At 40.4% G+C, this 18,726-nt stretch carries 19 protein-coding genes; 17 read left to right on the forward strand and 2 right to left on the reverse strand.

Annotation, left to right across the window (positions count from 1 at the left end):
• Positions 1 to 2 precede the first annotated feature (2 nt).
• Both nadE and HMPREF1865_RS04910 read left to right on the forward strand, forming a co-directional pair.
• A complete protein-coding gene (gene nadE / locus HMPREF1865_RS04905) occupies positions 3 to 770 on the forward strand; it encodes an NAD(+) synthase (RefSeq protein ID WP_060919403.1) in 768 nt (255 codons plus the stop codon).
• A gap of 38 nt (positions 771 to 808) precedes the next feature.
• On the forward strand, positions 809 to 1,786 hold the full coding sequence (locus tag HMPREF1865_RS04910; RefSeq protein ID WP_060919404.1) for an asparaginase: 978 nt from the start codon (positions 809 to 811) through the stop codon (positions 1,784 to 1,786).
• Between the two features lie 275 nt (positions 1,787 to 2,061).
• Here HMPREF1865_RS04910 and HMPREF1865_RS04915 read toward each other — a convergent pair whose 3' ends face one another.
• Positions 2,062 to 2,838, reverse strand: a complete 777-nt coding sequence (locus tag HMPREF1865_RS04915; protein ID WP_004697710.1) for an adenosylcobinamide amidohydrolase — start codon at positions 2,836 to 2,838, stop codon at positions 2,062 to 2,064.
• Positions 2,839 to 3,013: 175 nt separating this feature from the next.
• On the opposite strand from HMPREF1865_RS04915, the gene HMPREF1865_RS04920 reads away from it, so the two are divergent.
• Genes HMPREF1865_RS04920 through yfbR form a run of 3 tightly spaced genes read left to right on the forward strand, consistent with a single transcriptional unit; the run spans position 3,014 to position 5,442 of the window.
• Positions 3,014 to 3,943: a mechanosensitive ion channel family protein gene (locus tag HMPREF1865_RS04920; protein ID WP_008602951.1), complete on the forward strand. Its 930-nt coding sequence runs from the start codon at positions 3,014 to 3,016 to the stop codon at positions 3,941 to 3,943.
• Between the two features lie 25 nt (positions 3,944 to 3,968).
• On the forward strand, positions 3,969 to 4,826 hold the full coding sequence (locus HMPREF1865_RS04925) for a D-alanyl-D-alanine carboxypeptidase family protein (RefSeq protein ID WP_050756202.1): 858 nt from the start codon (positions 3,969 to 3,971) through the stop codon (positions 4,824 to 4,826).
• A 25-nt stretch (positions 4,827 to 4,851) separates the two neighbouring features.
• Positions 4,852 to 5,442: a 5'-deoxynucleotidase gene (yfbR, locus tag HMPREF1865_RS04930; protein ID WP_038125773.1), complete on the forward strand. Its 591-nt coding sequence runs from the start codon at positions 4,852 to 4,854 to the stop codon at positions 5,440 to 5,442.
• Positions 5,443 to 5,589: 147 nt separating this feature from the next.
• Here the strand turns inward: yfbR and HMPREF1865_RS04935 are convergent, their stop codons facing one another.
• Positions 5,590 to 6,474 carry an epoxyqueuosine reductase gene (locus tag HMPREF1865_RS04935; protein ID WP_008715359.1) on the reverse strand — a complete coding sequence of 295 codons (885 nt, stop codon included), beginning with the start codon at positions 6,472 to 6,474 and terminating at the stop codon, positions 5,590 to 5,592.
• A gap of 155 nt (positions 6,475 to 6,629) precedes the next feature.
• On the opposite strand from HMPREF1865_RS04935, the gene HMPREF1865_RS04940 reads away from it, so the two are divergent.
• From HMPREF1865_RS04940 to glmM, 12 genes are all read left to right on the forward strand, one after another.
• Positions 6,630 to 7,412 (forward strand): FAD binding domain-containing protein, encoded by a 783-nt coding sequence (locus HMPREF1865_RS04940; RefSeq protein ID WP_004693894.1) that lies wholly within the window; start codon positions 6,630 to 6,632, stop codon positions 7,410 to 7,412.
• Positions 7,412 to 7,864, forward strand: coding sequence for a (2Fe-2S)-binding protein (locus HMPREF1865_RS04945; RefSeq protein ID WP_004693892.1), 453 nt, complete (start codon positions 7,412 to 7,414; stop codon positions 7,862 to 7,864). The genes HMPREF1865_RS04940 and HMPREF1865_RS04945 overlap by 1 nt, the downstream gene beginning before the upstream one ends.
• Positions 7,864 to 10,161 (forward strand): xanthine dehydrogenase family protein molybdopterin-binding subunit, encoded by a 2,298-nt coding sequence (locus HMPREF1865_RS04950; protein WP_060919405.1) that lies wholly within the window; start codon positions 7,864 to 7,866, stop codon positions 10,159 to 10,161. Before HMPREF1865_RS04945 ends, HMPREF1865_RS04950 begins: the two co-directional genes overlap by 1 nt.
• Before the next feature lie 41 nt (positions 10,162 to 10,202).
• Entirely contained in the window at positions 10,203 to 10,961 is a 759-nt protein-coding gene (yqeC, locus tag HMPREF1865_RS04955; RefSeq protein ID WP_060919406.1) for a selenium cofactor biosynthesis protein YqeC, read from the forward strand.
• A 6-nt stretch (positions 10,962 to 10,967) separates the two neighbouring features.
• Entirely contained in the window at positions 10,968 to 11,690 is a 723-nt protein-coding gene (locus HMPREF1865_RS04960) for a nucleotidyltransferase family protein (protein ID WP_060919407.1), read from the forward strand.
• Positions 11,687 to 12,499 carry a selenium-dependent molybdenum cofactor biosynthesis protein YqeB gene (gene yqeB / locus HMPREF1865_RS04965; protein ID WP_008602932.1) on the forward strand — a complete coding sequence of 271 codons (813 nt, stop codon included), beginning with the start codon at positions 11,687 to 11,689 and terminating at the stop codon, positions 12,497 to 12,499. The genes HMPREF1865_RS04960 and yqeB overlap by 4 nt, the downstream gene beginning before the upstream one ends.
• A complete protein-coding gene (locus HMPREF1865_RS04970; protein WP_008602931.1) occupies positions 12,483 to 13,211 on the forward strand; it encodes an XdhC family protein in 729 nt (242 codons plus the stop codon). Before yqeB ends, HMPREF1865_RS04970 begins: the two co-directional genes overlap by 17 nt.
• Entirely contained in the window at positions 13,201 to 13,515 is a 315-nt protein-coding gene (locus HMPREF1865_RS04975; RefSeq protein WP_004693881.1) for an XdhC family protein, read from the forward strand. The genes HMPREF1865_RS04970 and HMPREF1865_RS04975 overlap by 11 nt, the downstream gene beginning before the upstream one ends.
• A 117-nt stretch (positions 13,516 to 13,632) precedes the next feature.
• Entirely contained in the window at positions 13,633 to 14,445 is an 813-nt protein-coding gene (gene cdaA / locus HMPREF1865_RS04980; RefSeq protein WP_004697909.1) for a diadenylate cyclase CdaA, read from the forward strand.
• Positions 14,442 to 15,368 carry a CdaR family protein gene (locus tag HMPREF1865_RS04985; RefSeq protein WP_060919408.1) on the forward strand — a complete coding sequence of 309 codons (927 nt, stop codon included), beginning with the start codon at positions 14,442 to 14,444 and terminating at the stop codon, positions 15,366 to 15,368. Before cdaA ends, HMPREF1865_RS04985 begins: the two co-directional genes overlap by 4 nt.
• A 216-nt stretch (positions 15,369 to 15,584) precedes the next feature.
• Positions 15,585 to 17,183, forward strand: a complete 1,599-nt coding sequence (locus HMPREF1865_RS04990; protein WP_060919409.1) for an NAD(P)/FAD-dependent oxidoreductase — start codon at positions 15,585 to 15,587, stop codon at positions 17,181 to 17,183.
• A gap of 186 nt (positions 17,184 to 17,369) precedes the next feature.
• A complete protein-coding gene (gene glmM, locus HMPREF1865_RS04995; RefSeq protein ID WP_060919410.1) occupies positions 17,370 to 18,722 on the forward strand; it encodes a phosphoglucosamine mutase in 1,353 nt (450 codons plus the stop codon).
• Positions 18,723 to 18,726 lie beyond the last annotated feature (4 nt).

The following is an 18,726-nucleotide window of genomic DNA, read 5'->3' on the forward strand; positions in this document are numbered from 1 at the left end:
CTATGTTAGAAAATCCACAAGCTACAAAGGATGCCCTCATTCAATGGATTCGAGATTATTTTGGTAAAAATGGTCCTAACTGTAGTGCTGTAGTTGGTATTTCAGGTGGTAAGGACTCGACTATCGTGGCGGCTCTTTGCAAAGAAGCTCTCGGTGCAGATCGCGTAGTTGGTGTTCTTATGCCAAATGGAGTGCAATCCGATATTGATGATGCTCAGACAGTGGTAAATTATTTAGGAATTCCGCACATGACGGTCAATATTGGTGCTGCCTATGAGGCGCTAACTCATGCTATCGTTCAGGCTAAGGGGTATGATGCTGTAACGGGGAGAACCAATTTATCTAAAGATGCTGCCATTAATACGCCGCCTCGTCTCCGGATGGCAACTCTCTATGCAGTAGGACAAAATTTACCAAATGGTGCTCGTGTAGCAAATACTTGTAATGGATCTGAAGACTACGTAGGATACTCTACAAAATACGGAGATAGTGCGGGTGATTTTAGCCCTCTCGCACAACTCGTAGTAGAAGAAGTTCGTCAAATAGGAAAACTTCTTGATATTCCATTGCACCTAGTTGATAAGGTGCCAAGTGATGGTCTTAGTGGTCAGTCCGATGAGGATAAATTGGGATTTACCTATGCTATACTGGATCGTTATATCAGAACTGGTGAAATTGAAGATCAGCCAACAAAAGAGCGAATCGACTATCTGAATCGAATTAATAAGCATAAATTAGAGTTGATGCCGTCATTTGACCCAAACCTTTAATTGATAGGGTGAAAATCTTGATTTATAGTGGAGGCAATATGGAGACAAAAATCGCTTTGATTGGTACTGGAGGAACTATTGCTGGAAAAGGTACTTCAAATACGGATTTAACAGGTTATACGGCAGGGGTATTAGGCCTTGACGAAATTTTAGCCTCTGTACCTGGCACAAAACCGTATGGTCCTTATACATATACTCAGTTTAGTAATATTGAAAGCTCCGATATTACCGTAAATCACTGGTTAGAACTTTCTAAGTTGGTGCAAAAATTGGTTAATCGAGAGGATATCGGTGGTGTTGTCATTACTCACGGCACAGATAGCATGGAGGAGACAGCATATTTTCTGAATCTGACAGTTCATACAGACAAGCCAATTGTTATTACTGGATCTATGAGACCTGCTGGTGCTATTAGTGCAGACGGGCCAATTAATTTATTGCAAGCAATCCAAGTAGCGAGAACACCATCGTCTGTAGGTAAAGGTGTGATAGTCGTATTAAATGGCTACATTGATGGGGCAAGGGATGTATCTAAATGCAACACTACTAATGTAGCGACTTTTGATAGTCCATTAGTGGGGCATCTTGGTATTGTACAAGATGGTGTTGCCCACTATTATAAAGTGTCTACTCGACGTCATACTCAAGACTCTGTATTTGATGTGAGTAAATTGTCTGAGTTACCTCGTGTAGTTATAATGACCTGCTATGGTGGTATGGATGATATGGTGCCTATGAGTGTAGTTGCTACAAATCCTGACGGTTTAATTTTAACAGGTCTTGGTCATGGTACAATCCCACAAAACGTACGTCAAATCACACAGAATACAAAGTTTCCAACGGTACGTGCTTCTCGTACCGGTAGTGGTATGGTATCTGCAGTGCCACAAGATGCACTGGCAAACTATCTAGTATGTGATACTTTAAGTCCACAAAAAGCGCGTATTTTATTGATGCTAGGGCTTACAAAAACTAAAAATCTTAAAAAGTTACAACAATTCTTCCATGAATATTAAAGGCACATAATACTCATGGAACATATGAAACATAATAATTCTTTGAATCTAATAATTAATTTGAAAAATTTGAGAAAATATCTCAAATTTTAATTTGATATTCATTTTCAAAAATTATACTATATGTAACAGTTTTATATGCAATAAACCGCACATTCCGATCGCCTAGGATGTGCGGTTTTTCATTTGTATTATATTTTTCATATATGAGTGGGGTATTGAATAATAATTTTTGGGGTATCATTCTAGATATTTTTGTATATTACAAAATAGGATTATTCAGCGCCGATAGCATTTTCTAGTGCTCTTTGTACGCCTACATAGACGGCCTTGGCTAAGGTGTCTCCAAATAGTGAAAAGGAACCAGCATCTGTTAAGATATCTCCATTTGTATCAATGGTGAGAATGATACCATCTGTAGAGGTACCTGTGGCAGATGTTTTTCGTTCTTTTGTAATTGCATCAGGAATATCTTCATTAATAAACGGATGGAGGCGTACGCTTTCAACATTCCAATCTTGAAGGGCTGCGGTTTTTGCTTCGGTAATTGTCATAACAGCTTTTACCATAGCGCTATCTGTTAAAGCTTTATTTGTAAATACGAGGATATTGATTGTGCCTGGCACTATGAAGTCTCCATCACGCTCTTCGTAACAATAGCCTGTACCTGCGCGATGTGCCGTTTTTTCATAGCCTGCAGTCACGATAGTTTCCACAATAGTATCATGTTCTTCAACTTTGGCATAGGCGTGTAGATGCATTGTGGCAGACGTGAGAAGTGCTGTACTAAAATGAACAGGAGTATCAATATGTTCAAATTCTTGAGCCAAATAATCGGCTACAGAGCCACCGGGTAAATCTTTTTCTGTTTCGATTTGATATGTTAGCTGTTGGTTGCGTACCGCTAGCGTATGGTGATAGCCACCATTTAATTGTCCGCTCGAAAGAGAATAGTGGATATCGTCAAAGTGTACCGTAACGGAGTGTAACTCTCTAGTTACATAGCCTCCAGTAGCGAGCTCTTGGGGTGCTTCGTATAGATTTTTGAACATGTAAGTCTCCCTAGTTTTATGATTGTTATATATGGAATATAACGATATAATATCTTTATTATCGTATTGCAAATGCATATGTAAAATTATAGCATATATATTTACCGTTATTATATTGCTATTATGTTGTGATAGATATTTGTGATTGTATAGATTTATATTATGGATGGTTACTATGGCTAATTTCTTAAGTGCTGTTTCTGAATTTCTTTTTAAAGACGCTAATATATTAATTCAAATAAGGGACTGGTTTTTTGCACAAGCTGGAAATATCTTATTAGCACTAATTTTATTTTGGATAGGGCGATATGCTATTAAATGGGTAAAAGCTTTTGCAGTGCGCATTATGACAAAAGCTTCCTATGACTCAGCAGCAATGAGCTTTATCACTCAAATTATTAATTATGCCTTGCTAGTAGGGTTAGTATTGATTTGCTTAAACCAAATCGGTATTCCTACAACATCCTTTATAGCTGCTTTTGGTGCTTTTGGTTTAGGTATTGGTCTCGCCTTACAGAATAACCTTTCTAACTTAGCATCTGGTTTATTAATTCTTATCTTCAAACCTTTTAGAGCGGGTCACGTTATTCAGGTGGGTGATGTAGTCGGCAGTGTTAAATCAATCCAATTTATGTATACAGTTATTACTACAAAAGATCAAAAGAATGTATACATACCTAACTCTCTTCTTACATCACAAGCTGTAACTAACATTGTTTATACTACAGAACGGGTTATCCCATTTACGTTTGACATTGGTTATAATAATGATCATCATGAGGCAATAAAAATCTTAAAAAATATTTTTGCAGCAGATAAACGTGTCCTTAATCCGAAGAATATGGAAATAGGTATTTCTGAATTTGGAGATAATTCTGTACGAATTGCTGCTTATGCTCGTGTTAAGTCGAATGATTTTCTCGATGTTCAATATAGCATCATGTCTGATGTAAAAGATGCCTTTGATAAATATGGTATCGATATTCCATATCCTCAACGTGTAGTATATATTCAAAATGTAGATACATCGACAGGTGAAATTAAAGGGACAAAAAAGAAAGCAACTACTACAAATGTAGCACTAGATGATAGTCTTGAAAGTTAAGATACTGGAAGGTAGAACGAGAGTGATGACACTTTTAACGACGAATATTCATATGTTTTATAAGAAATTGGTATTGGCCATAACTTTTATAGGAATCATATTTATAGGTGCTAGTGTTGCTCAAGCTGCATACATTACACCTCCTTCTACTGTTGGTGAGGCCGTAGTCCTAATTGATGCAGATACAAAAGAAATTTTATTTGCAAAGAACCCAGATAAGTGGATGCATCCAGCTAGTACTACAAAAATGGTCACCTTGTTAACTGCCTTAGAATTAAAGGGCACACAGCTTGATGAATTAGCTACTATAAGTAGCTATGCAACGAGCATGGAAGAATCAAACCTTGGGGTTCGCGTAGGCGATCAGATTACATTGGAAGGTGTTCTTGAAGGTATGATGGTTGCTAGTGGTAATGATGCGGCCGTTGTAGTAGCCGAAAATGTAAGTGGTTCTGTGGATAAATTTGCTAAGGATATGACTCGCATTGCTGCAAAAGCGGGGGCAAAGAATAGTGTGTTCTTGAATCCTCATGGATTAACACAAAAGGGTCACCATTCTACGGCTCGTGATTTAGCGATGATTGCCGCATATGGCATGAAATACCAAATGTTCCGTGACAAAGTTGCCAATGATTACTATAAGGTGCCGTACCAAAACCGTGCACCAGAAACAATTCGTACTACAAACCACTTCATTCGCAACAAATATCCTGGTGCAAATGGCTTGAAAACAGGTTTTACAAATGCAGCAGGAGAATGTTTGATTGCGTCTGCCACACGTAATGGCCATACTATGATTGTAGTCATGTTAAACGATGATAATCGTTGGGATGAAGCGGTACAATTCCTTGATTATGGCTTTAAACTTCGTGGGGTAATTTAAGGACCTATTGTGTAATGGGGGATATATGAGTTCATTTTTTGCATTTTTAAAACGCATGCGCTTTATCAATCGATGGAGCCTCATGCGAAATACGGAAATAGAAAATATTCAAGAACATAGCCTTGAAGTGGCTATGGTAGCCCACAATTTGGGAGCTATAAAAAATGAATACTTCGGTGGAAATGTAGATATTAATAAGGTAGCTGTCATAGCTATGTATCATGAGGTGAGTGAAATCTTTACAGGAGATATGCCGACACCAATCAAGTATTTTGATCCAAAGTTGCGTGAACTGTATGGTGAGGTTGAAACTTTGGCGCAAGAAAAAATGCTATCAACCTTGCCAGACCGGTTACAATCTGTTTATAAGCCTATACTTGTTGATGCAGAGACTAGTCCAGAATGGCCTCTCGTTAAGGCTGCCGATACAATTTCAGCCTATATGAAATGCGTCAAAGAGCTCAAGGCAGGGAATGATGAGTTTAAAGAGGCACATGATTCTATCTTAGCTAAGTTGAAAACTCTAAATATGCCTGAGGTAGATATGTTTATTGAATTATATATCCCTGCTCTTGGTAAGAGTTTGGATGAGTTGAACTATTACGAAATTAAATAATTACTAAAAGAGACGACCAGAGGTCGTCTTTTTTAGTTTTATGTAATTATAGATTCTTCTACTTATGTGCCTATTAGTAACAGTTTGCTTATGTGAGTATTAATGACAATCTACTTGTGTGACCATTAGCAGCATATCGTGTAATAATTATAGTTTATTTTTTCTATCTATAATCTCTTGATTTCTCATTAGTATTTTTTTACCTCGCCACGAGAAGGCTCGATGACCGTATTTTGCTTTGAATTCTTTGTTCGTTAGTGTTTCTAGTTCGTCTATATTAATATACGGTTCTATCTGTTGGAATTCTGGGATGGGCGTAGTTGGAATATCTTTGTTGTGAGGACACACCTCTTGGCACACATCACAACCAAATACGAGTGGTGTTTTAGCGAGAATCTGCTCCTCTTCATCGGTGAGTTCTCCTTTTTTCTGAGTTAAGTAGCTTTTACAAGTCGCGAATTTAAATTCGTCATGGCCCAAACATTGGCCTAAGCATGCTGTAATACAACGATTACATCCTATACAGGACTGCTCAAGAGGGGCATTTGGTTTGAGTTCTAGTGTTGTTAAAATCGTACCAATAACGACATAAGAACCCCATTTAGGGCTGATAAAACAGTTGTTCTTTCCGTAAAAGCCGAGACCTGCTAAGTAGGCCATGTACCGATCTGCTAAAGGCGAGGTGTCACAATGAATGGAGAACTGAGCCGAGTCATCAATTATTTGTAATCTTTCAATAAGACGTTCTAAATATTCATTAATGACCAGGTGATAATCTGTTGACCATGTATAGCGCGATAGATTGGCATGGCCTTTGTGTTGTACATGGTACGGGAATAGACAAACGATGGCACTTTTGGGCATAAACTGAGTCGTTCCTAGTAGTCTTGCCTCCACATCTTCCGTAGTAAAGGGGCATGGATTGCTTTCAAATAAAATAGTTTTGGCCTGTTCAGGTAGTGGCCATGAGGCAATTCCAAATTCATAAATATGTAATTCTTTGCAAATTTCCTGTAAATTTATATCTTTCATCGTAGATTTAGTGGTAAATAATTGGTAAAATAAAAGTATAAGAAATGCACGAGATTTTATAGTTTTTTGTTAAGTTTGTAGTTTGGTGAGAACTGTATTTTTATAGTTAGCACCGTAATTCTGTTAGTATTAGTATACCATTGAGAGGACAGATTATGTTAGCATTTATGAAAGTATTACAACCGAAGACGGTGGAAGAGGCTTATGAATTAGCCACAAAGAACAAAACTGCTCCTATGCTAGCAGGCGGCTGTTGGCTGCGTCTAGGACGACGTACTTGGCCATCAGTGATTGATATGGCGAGTCTTGATTTGCGTTATGTTCGTGAAGAAGATAAGGAGTTTGTAATTGGCGCTATGGCGACACAAGGAGATGTGGAACGCTTTGAGCCTTTACAACAATTCTGCGGCGGTGCCGTAGTTAAAGGCGTTAAGGAGATTCTTGGCGTTCAATTTAGAAATACTGCTACCATGGGCGGTTCTGTAGCAAGTAAGTTTGGCTTCTCTGATATCATCCCTGCGCTATTGGCAGTGCATGCAGACATCGTTACCTTCAAAGGCGGTCGTATGTCCATGCAAGATTATATGGCATATAGAGAACGTGATATTCTCATGGAGATTCGCATCCCTAAGGTAGATGTACCTGTAGCTGTTGAAGCCCTTCGCATTTCTCGTGGTGATTTCCCGTTATTGACAGGTGCTCTTCGCCATGATGAAAAAGGGGTTGAATTGTATATCGGTACAAGACCTGGTGTACCTCAATTAGCTGTTAAAGCAAGTGCCTTGCTTTCAGAAAAAGGATTATCTGCCGCAAAAGAGGCAGGTCAATTGGCATCTGAAGAACTGGTGTATCAATCTAACTCTCATGCGTCCAAAGAATATCGCATGGAAATGGTAAAAGCAATGGTTCAACGCTTAGCTAAGGAGGTGGCACAATAATGGAACTCGTACTTAATATTAATAACAAAAATGTAACTGTTAATGTGCCAACTGATGAGATGTTGCTAGATACATTGCGTAATCTTGGCTATTACAGTGTCCGCTGTGGCTGTGACACTACAAACTGTGGCCTTTGCACTGTATGGGTGGATGACGAAATTATTTTGTCCTGTGCATACCCTACATTTCGTGCGCCAGGCCATAAAATTACTACATTAGAAGGCTTACAAGAGGAAGCTGAATTATTAGCGGCTTGTATCGCAAGTGAAGGCGCAGATCAGTGTGGTTTTTGTACAACTGGCATGATGATGAGTGCTATTAATTTGAAACGCAAAAATCCAAAGGCTAGCGATGATGAGATTCGCGAATACCTCATAGGTAACTTGTGTCGCTGTACTGGTTATGAATCACAACTTCGAGGAGTTCGTAAATTCTTAGAAGGAGGCCTATAATGATGAATAAGCATATTGGAAAATCCTATGACAAAGTTGACTCCAAAGGTATTTTGTCTGGTAAACCGTCTTATACTGGCGATTTTGTTCCCAAAGATGCGCTCGTTATTAAGGCTCTTCGTAGCCCTCATGCTCAGGCGCGCATCAAATCTATTGATACATCTAAAGCTAAATTGATTCCTGGCGTAGAAGCTATTTTTACTTATGAAGATGTGCCTAATACGCGATTCACATTAGCAGGCCAAACATATCCAGAGCCATCCGCTTATGATGCGCTCATTTTGGACCCTGTAGTTCGCTATGTTGGAGACGAAGTAGCTCTTATCGTAGCAAAAGATGAAGCTACAGCGCTTAAAGCAATGCCGCTTATCAAAGTTGAATACGAAGTACAGAAACCTGTACTTGATATGCACACTGCTATCGATCATGAAACTATAGTACATCCTGAAGATGATATTCATAACAATATCCCTGTAGGTCAAGATTACAAACGTAATATTTGCGTATCCTATCACAAACGGGTAGGAGATGTGGAAGCAGAACTTGCTAAATGTGATTACGTGGCAGAAGGTACATATTTTGACCAGGCCACACGCCAAACAGCGATGGAACCATTCCAAAGCTTTGGATATATAGATGCGCTAGGTCGTGTAGTTATCGTATCCTCTACGCAAATCGTATTCCATGTACGTCGTCACATCGCTCGTGCACTCGGTATTCCGGCCACAAAAGTCCGTGTTATTAAACCTCGTATCGGCGGCGGTTTCGGCTCTAAACAAACGGCTTGTACAGAAATTATGACGGCCTTTGTAGCGTGGACATTGAAAAAACCTTGTTATCTCTTATACGATCGTACAGAAGCACAAACTTGCTCTACTACACGTCATGCTCGTGAATGGAAAATCCGTGTAGGTGCTACAAAAGATGGCATTATTAAAGTTATTGATATGGACTCCATCACAGCCGCTGGTGCACATGCAACTCATTGCTTCACTACTACAACGGCTGGCGAACATAAATCTGTACCTTTGTACAACAAAGCGACTGCTGTTCATTATGGTACAGAGGGTGTGTATACTAACCAAACTCCTGGTGGTGCTTTCCGTGGGTATGGTGCAACAGAAGCATTGTGGCCATTAGAATGTGCAGTAAACCAGTTAGCTGATAAGATGGGGATTGATCCAGCTGAGTTACGTCAGAAGAACTTAATAGCGGAAGGTGAACAAAGCTTAGTATATGCTCCAGATGAATATCTTGATTCTGGTCTTTTCCAAGATACCGTAAATCGCGTAAAAGAAATGGCTCGTTGGGATGAACGCCCTCATTCTTGGGATATCGATGAGCGCTATCGCGGTGGACTTGGCATGGCTTTAGCATTACAAGGCTCTGGTGTCGCAAATATCGATGTGGCGTCTGTTGAAATTCGCCTTGGTGACGATGGTAATTATACATTGTATACTGGGTCTTCTGATATGGGCATGGGGTCTAATACCGTATTGACTCAAATGGCCTGTGAAGTAATCGGCTGTCCTATGGAATATATGACTGTTATTGAATCAGATACAGATATCGTACCATTCGATCCAGGGTCCTACGCATCTAGTACAACCTATGTAACAGGTACTGCTGCTAAGATGGCAGCAGAAGAATTGCGCACTAAGATTATTGCTAAATTCGCTCAATTCTTTGAAACCGACGTTGAAAACGTTGACTTTGACGGCGTTGTAGCTACCACAAAAGATGGTGCTAAAACAATGGATATCCATCAATTGGCACCAAAATTATTAGTTGGTGTTAATGCGGAGCAATTGTCTGGTTTTGCTACATGGGGCAGTCATACGTCCCCACCTCCATTTATGGCATCTATTGCTGAGGTGAAGGTAGATAAACAAACAGGTAAGGTTATTCCTCTTCATTTCTATTCTTGTGTTGATTGTGGTACGGTTATCAACCCTAAATTGGCTCGCGTTCAAGTTGAGGGTGGTGTGGTACAAGCTATCGGCATGGCTTTATATGAAGATGTACGCTATTCCAACAATGGTCGTTTGGAAACAAACAATCTTATGACTTATAAAATCCCAACCCGTCAGGATATTGGTGAATTACATACAGACTTTGTAGAATCTTACGAGCCTACAGGTGGTTTCGGAGCAAAATCTATTGGTGAGGTTGTCATCAATACGGGGTGCCCTGCTATTCAACATGCCATTAAAAATGCAGTTGGTGCGGATATTCGTACATTACCTATGACACCTGAGAAGGTATTTATGGCTATGGACGAGAAATATAAAGTATAGAGATTTCTAGTTCTTTTTACTTTCTAAGGAGGCCTGGTTCTATGACATCACAAACATCCTATTGGAATCGATTGATTCAGCCGGGAATCGTTGCCCTTGTTGGGGCAGGCGGTAAAACGACTGTGCTTTCAAAACTAGTAGAATATGGACGGCTGAAAGGTCAGCCCATCGTAGTTACGACTACGACTCGACTTTATGAGTCTCAGGTGGCTCATTATGAACCGATTTATACTCATAATATTAATGAAGCTGATGAGTATTGTACTGACCGACTTTTACATGGCTATTGTGGTGCGTGGTTCGCTGGAATTACAGGAACAAAAGTAGACTCCTTAGATTGTGATCTTATCGATGGTTTATCCAAGTTACATCCCAATTGGCAAATTGTTGTAGAAGCAGATGGGGCGAAGGAAAAATGGCTCAAGGCACCTAAGACGACCGAACCTGTCATTCCATCTCTTACAAAGACTACGATTGGCCTCGTGAATCTACAAATGCTAGGGGCCCCGTTAGATGATGAACACGTACATAATATCGAGCTGGTTCAAGATATTGTAAAACGCGATATGGGGGCTATTGTAACTCCTCGTATGTTGGCTGATCTTGTTTTGCATAGGCAAGGTTTATTCCAATACAGTAAAGGTAAGAAAATACTATTCTGTACTGGTTATGAAACAGTGCAACATCGCATTATCGATGATTTTATTGATCATATTGTTGATAGCGATATTTCGGCTATCATTTTGGCTGATGGATACAAAGCAAGTTGTGAAATCCGTCGCATTATTCAATGTCGGTAGGTACTCATGACTAATGTGAAAGCAAATTGTAACACCGCTTTTAGTCCCATGAGAGACCCCATAGACCATCATCCTTTGCATATTGGCATTGTCCTCCTTGTGGGAGGGCAATCCAAGCGTATGGGATGTAATAAGCAGCTCTTACCCTGGCGTGGCAAGACTGTTCTAGATGCGGTCTGTGGGGCTCTTCAAGGTGGATGGGGTGGACAGGTAGCTTCTACTGTATCGTGTAAGCTACCTTTTGTGGCAGTTACTGGTGATGATCATGAGAAACTAGAACCTATTGTCACAAGCTATGGTTTTGAAGCCCTTCGAAATGACCATCCTGAACTGGGGCAAGGCGTATCCATAGCGTTGGGAGTACATCATTTGGTGAATACGGCGCCTATACCGCTAGACGGTATTCTCTGTTCAGTAGGAGATCAACCACTTTTGACGAGTGCTGTTGTACACGAGGTCATTCGTGCGTTTAATGAAAACTTTCATCCGAAAACTATCGTCGTTCCACATTATGGGGCAAATTATCACTCGGGAAATCCCGTTCTCTTTGGTTCTCATTGGTTTGATTATTTACAACAGATTCAAGGGGATCAAGGGGGGAAGACCATTATTCATGGTGATGGTAAAGCCCATGTCGTGAAATTATGGATTAGTGATGATATTGGCGACGATATCGATACACCCGATGATTTTGAGCGTTTGAAACATCGTGAAAGTGAGGCATTATGAAACCATTGGTACTCATGCGTGGAGGCGGAGACATTGCTTCCGGCGCTGTATATAGATTGAGACGGGCGGGCTATCCCGTTGTAATTAGTGAAATAGCGATTCCTACCATGATTCGCCGCGAAGTATGTTACGGTAATGCGGTTCATCGTGGAGAAATGATTTTGGAACGTTTTGTTGCTCGTCATGTGTCTCTTAGTGAAGTGAAGGATACATTGGCACAGGAAATCATCCCCGTTGTCACTAGCTCATATGAGGAATTATTGGACACTTTAAAACCAGAGATTGTAGTCGATGCTATTTTGAGTAAAAAGAATCTTGGTACAAAACGGGATGATGCAGATCTCGTTATCGGTGTGGGCCCTGGATTTATTGCTGGAGAAGATGTAGATGTAGTCATTGAAACGATGCGTGGTCATTCATTAGGTCGCTGTATCTATGATGGACCAGCTCAACCTAATACGGGTATCCCTGGAAATGTAGGTGGCTACACTCATGAGCGTGTTATTCATTCTCCAAAGGCTGGACTATTTACAGCAAAACGTCATATTGGGGATTCTGTACAAGCTAATGAAGTAATTGGTTATGTTGATGAAGAACCAGTAAGAGCGAAAATTACAGGTATTCTACGAGGCATTTTAAAAAGTGGGCTCATCGTATCAGATCATTTTAAGTTGGCTGATGTGGATGCTCGTTGTGAAGAGTCTCATTGCTATAGTATTTCAGATAAATCCCTTGCTGTCGGTGGAGGTGTATTAGAGGCTGTTACCGCTTGGGATTATGAAAGGAATCTAGATGGAAACAATTTATGATGTGATGAAAGATCGTCTACAGGTTACTGAAACTACTGTGATGGTTACTGTTCTATCCGGTCCTCGTCAAGGGGATAAGACTATTTATGCTGAAGATGGAAGGGTTCTATACGGAACTCCTATTGAAGGGTTTACTGTAGATAAAGCAAAGCTAAATTCTCTATGCATGGTAGGCGAAATGGAGTGTTTCGTACAACCTGTAGAAAATGATCCGTCAGTTCTCGTATTAGGCGCAGGTCATGTTAGCCGAGCTATTACAGATTTGCTGTTGTTTATTGGATGTCGTGTTACAGTCGTAGATGACCGTCCAGAATATGTAGTTCCTGAATTCTTTGATGAACGTGTCATACGTAAATGCTTACCTTTAGAAAACTTCAAGAACGATTTACCTCTTGATGAATATACTGGTTTTATCATTGTGACACGTGCTCATGAGTACGATAATATATGCTTAGAACAATTACGAGGGTACTTGCCTACCTATATGGGCGTTATGGGTAGCCAAAAACGCATCCATCACGCCTTTGAAGTGTTGCGTGAGCAGGGATGGACTCAAGATGAGTTAGATATGGTATATGCGCCTATTGGGCTAGATTTAGGAGCTCAAACGCCTGAGGAAATTGCATTATCTATCGTTAGTGAATATTTGGCAGTGGTGCGTGGAAAAAAAGGCGGCTCATTGCGGAAAGGTAGAGTGATCCATGAATCGTGAGTTTATTGAATACCTTAGTGAACGTAAAAACGAAACCTTAGCAGTAGCCACTATTTTATATACCTGTGGATCCACACCTCGTAAAGCTGGTACATCTATGGTTGTATTTCCTGATGGATCTATTTTTGGTACTATCGGCGGCGGACGTGCGGAAAATGAAATCCGCCTAAGTGCGGTGGACTCTTTGAATAAAAAAGAAGCTCACCGTCGTATCGATGTTCATCTCGATGATGACGTAGCTGTTAAAGAAGGCATGGTTTGTGGGGGCCAAATGGATGTTTGGATTGAAACACAAAACATCTAATAAAAATCTCATTCAGCGTTTGTTTATAAATTTACAGTACTCTCAAAATGAGTTAAAATATAAGGTACAGTCAAAGAATTGATTGTACCTTATTATTTTGTATAAGGAGCTATTTTTATGCATATTGACGCACTTATACATACCTTTAGGCTTCTTGATATCGTTGATATCATAATCGTTGCTATTGGTATTTACTATTTATATAAATTGCTTAAAGATACACGGGCCGTTTCTCTTTTAAAAGGTCTCGTTATGTTGGCAATTTTAAATTTATTAAGTCATCTGTTAAATCTATACGTTATCAACTGGATTTTGCAACAAAGTATGACCGTTCTTCTCTTTGCGTTACCCGTTGTATTCCAACCAGAATTGCGTCGTGCTCTAGAACAATTGGGGCGTGGACGAATCTTCAGCAAGGCACAAAATGTAAACGAAGAAGAAATGGATATGGCCATTAATGAAGTGATGGCTGCGGCTCGCGTTATGTCTCGTGAACATACTGGGGCACTTATCGTTTTTGAACGTGAAGTAGGTCTTAATGACTTTGTAGATACTGGTATTCTTATCGATGCTGTATTGAGTCGCGAGTTGATTAAAAATATCTTTGTTCCTAGTACACCGCTTCATGATGGGGCCTTGATTATTCGTGATGGGCGAATCCGTGCAGCGGGCTGCTTGTTGCCGTTGACTGAGGACCGCACATTGAGTACTGAACTAGGTACACGTCACCGTGCAGCTATTGGCTTGTCTGAGCAAACTGACGCTGTTGTAGTCGTTGTCAGTGAGGAAACAGGGACCATTTCTTATACATATGGCGGTCATATTTATCGCCATTTACCAGAGGATCAAATTAAAGAGGCATTGCGCACCTTTATGGAACGCCCTCGTCAAACCATTACTAGTATGTGGAAATGGAGGGCAAATAAATGATGATTCATTTGAAACGCAATTGGCCTGCTAAATTATTATCCTTGCTAGCGGCTATCGTCATGTGGTTCTTTATTATGCGCGATCAGAACCCTGTGATGGAAGTAACCTATACAATACCTGTTCAGGTTCAAAATCTCAATTCTGGCTATATCATAGAAGATGCACCAGATGTGGTCCGTGTTGTTCTGGCTGGTCCACGTGATACCATTATGTCTATAAAATCAGATAATTTACGGGCTTATATTGATGCATCTGGTGTAAAACCAGGTCAAAATAATGTAACTATTAATTTTACGCCTCCGGCAGGGATGAATCTTGTGGAGGTTAAACCAGATAACATCATCATCAATGTTGATGAATATGCAGAGAAAACGATTCCTGTTGAAATAGTTCCAATCGGCAAGTTCTCTGATGATATTGCTTTGAAATCGGTAACGATTGTGCCGAAAGAGGTAACTGTTTCTGGTCGTAAGCAACAAGTTAATGCAGTGAGCAAGGTTGTGATGAAAGTCAATGTGGCTGGTCAAACGAAGAATTTTAGCGCTGTTAGTACTTTAGAAGCTTGGGATACGGTAGGTAATGTACTGGATGTACATATTAATCCAAACCAAGGCCAAGCACAATACGAACTCAACTTATTACGTAAAGAAAAGGCGGTTCCTATTACTGTTCCGACTGTTGGTACAGTAGCAGAAGGTTATGAAGTTAAATCCACGTCTGCTACACCAACGCAACTAACAGTTACAGGTCGTGAAGAAATGATTGATTCCGTTACAGAAATACAAACGGAACCTATCGATGTATCGGGTGCTACTGAAACTGTACAGGGTAACTATAATTTAGTATTACCGAATGGAGTTAATAGCAATACCACAACGGTACGGGTGAAAGTAGAAATACAAAAGAAAGTACTTAATGGATGATAAGTTTTTTGTGAGGCTTTGAAATCTTGCGACAAAGACCCTAATAGAGTGAATATTTCTCTATTAGGGTCTTTTTATGATTTATATATTAGCTTTTATGGTAGTGTTGTATAATAAAGATGTATGACTATTTTCTTACAGATCAAGTGGTAAAGAATTTTGGTCAAAGATTAAAGAAGTAGGCTCGCCTAAAAGGGAGGCTTTAATAGGAAAGATATGATTAGAATAATAAATCTCCGCGTGGCTGTTACGGTTAAGTCGGATATCAAAGATATTGTAGAAAAGAAATATCCCCCATTACGTGGTGCTATTGAAACGATTCACGTTGTTCGACGTGCCGTAGATGCTCGTAAGAAGCCAAATATTGTTTTTGTATATACCTTGTTTGTTGAGGTTCATAACGAAGCTCAAATCATGAAAAAACTCGGTAAAGAAAAGGATGTATCTGTATTTACTGCAGAAGATCCAGAACCTATTGTTTATGGACATGTACCATTAGTACATCGTCCTGTTGTTATGGGTTTTGGGCCAGCAGGGATGCTTGCAGCCTTTTATTTAGCTCGTGAAGGCTATCGTCCCATCGTACTTGAACGCGGTCAAGATGTAGATACACGTAGTCATGATGTAGAAACATTTTGGAAGGAAGGCGTATTTAAACCTGAATCCAACGTACAATTTGGGGAAGGTGGCGCAGGAACTTTTTCCGATGGTAAGTTGACAACTCGCATTACCCATCCGCGTTTACATGAGATATCTAAATACTTTGTTGAGTTTGGTGCGCCTGAAGAAATATTATATAAACATAAACCTCACGTAGGTACAGATAAATTGCGTACTATGGTAAAAGCCATGCGTGAACGCATCATCGAATGGGGTGGTGAAGTCCGCTTCGGTGCGAAGGTAACAGATTTGTTTATTGAAAATGACCGTATTGTAGGCGTTGAAGTTAATGGTAGTGATCGCATCGAAACCACTGTTGTTTTATCTGGAGTAGGCCACAGTGCACGTGATACGTACGAGATGCTTCATAAACGCAATGTGGAAATGACGGCAAAACCCTTTGCTATCGGTGTTCGTATTGAACATGATCAAGCTGTAATCGATGAGTCCCAATATGGCGTGGAACCATCTAGCTTGGGTCTCGGCGCAGCAGAATATTCTCTCGTATACCACGATAAAGAATCAGGCCGTACTGCATATAGCTTCTGTATGTGCCCAGGAGGTCAAGTAGTAGCATCTGCCTCTGAAGAAGGTGGCGTTGTCGTAAATGGCATGAGCTTATACGCTCGGAACAGCGGTGTTGCTAATAGTGCTATCGTGGTTAACGTAGGTCCAGATGACTTTGGTACTCATCCATTAGATGGCGTTGCATTCCAACGAGAATGGGAACAAAAGGCCTATGAGTTGGGCGGATCTAATTTCCATGCACCTGCACAAACAGTAGGGCAGTTTTTAGGGCTTTCACAAGCACCCAGTGTACAAAATAGTATATATAGCTACGAGCCAGGTGTCGTGAATTGCGATTTACATGATTGCTTGCCACCGTTCGTCACATCCGTATTAGAGCGGGCCTTGCCATACTGGGGCCGTCGTATCCGTGGATTCGATAATCCTGCGGTGTGTATGACAGGCGTTGAAACGCGCACCTCTGCACCGCTTCGTATGGGACGCAATGAAGAACGTATTTCTCCTACTGTAGGAGGCTTCTATCCTATGGGTGAAGGGGCTGGCTATGCAGGGGGAATTATGAGTGCTGCTCTTGATGGCGCGGAAACAGCCATTTTATGTATGGCAAAATACGCTAAACCTAATTAGTGGGGAATTATACTGATGAATTGAATTACAGTATAGATTCATACTATTTATGTAATATAGATGTGACTTTATAGTAGGTATGCTTTCTATATTGTGATATAATACACAACAGTAATTATTGAAATGATACACACGGTAGATATATAGACTTGTGAAACTTTCACAAATCCTTAGAGGAGGATAATTATGGCTCGTTTATTTGGTACAGATGGTGTACGTGGTGTTGTTAATGAGTTTTTAACGCCAGAATTAGCCTATCATTTAGGTCGTGCGGTAGGAACGCATTTTGGTAAGGAAAAGGAACATCCTACGTTTTTGATTGGTCGTGATACGCGAATTTCTGGTTCTATGCTTGAAAGTGCATTAGCAGCGGGCATTTGTTCTGTTGGCGGTAATGTAGTGATTGCAGGCGTTATCCCAACTCCAGCAGTAGCGTACCTTGTACGTCAACAAGGGTTTGATGCGGGTGCTGTTATTTCTGCATCTCACAATCCATATCCAGATAATGGCATTAAATTCTTTGATAGCAATGGCTATAAATTACTTGATGAAGTGGAAGATGAATTGGAAAAATATGTTCGTCAAAGTGCAGATAATGAATTAGCACGTCCTACAGGGGATGGTATAGGTAAAATTGAGTTTAATAGTAACTTGGCTCATTTATATGCTCACTTTGTACGTCACACAATCGATACGTCCCTTGAAGGGTTGACTATCGTTTATGATGGTGCCAATGGTGCCGCGTCTAGTGTAGGTCCAGAAATTTTGTCTGGACTAGGGGCTAAAGTCATCAATATTAATGTGAATCCAGATGGCTTGAACATCAATCATCACTGTGGTTCTACGCATATCGAAGGATTACAAGTAGCTGTGCAACAACATAATGCAGACCTTGGTATTGCTAATGATGGTGATGCTGACCGCTGTTTATTGGTTGATGAAAAAGGTCAAGTTCTCGATGGCGATCAAATTATGTTGTTATGCGCTCTTAAGTTGAAAGAAGAAGGCAAACTTAAAGGTGATACCATAGTTGGTACCGTTATGAGTAATATCGGATTCCATAAAGCAGCAGAAGAACTTGGTATGAAAACGGTTTCCACTGCTGTTGGTGATCGGTATGTATTGGAATACATGCGTGAACATAATCTTTCCATTGGTGGTGAACAATCTGGTCACGTAATCTTCTTAGATCACAACACCACTGGTGACGGTATGTTAACAGCTGTTCAAGTGGCGGCTCTTATGAAGGAGAAAAAGCAACCTCTTTCTGAGTTGGCCGGCATTATGACAAAATACCCACAAGTTCTTGTAAATGTTCGGGTCGCTACAAAAACTGGCTGGGAAGACAATGATCTTATCAAAGCTGCTATCGTAACAGCTGAAGGAGAGCTCGGTGACGAAGGTCGCGTCTTAGTACGTGCATCCGGGACAGAACCACTCATCCGTGTCATGGCTGAAGGGCCTAACCAAGAAGAACTACAATCCCTGTGCCAAGAAATTGCTGATATTATTGGTAGAGAACAAGGGCTTGCGGATTAACTCT

The sequence above is a fragment of the Veillonella parvula genome (assembly GCF_001553335.1).
GTDB lineage: Bacteria > Bacillota > Negativicutes > Veillonellales > Veillonellaceae > Veillonella > Veillonella parvula_S.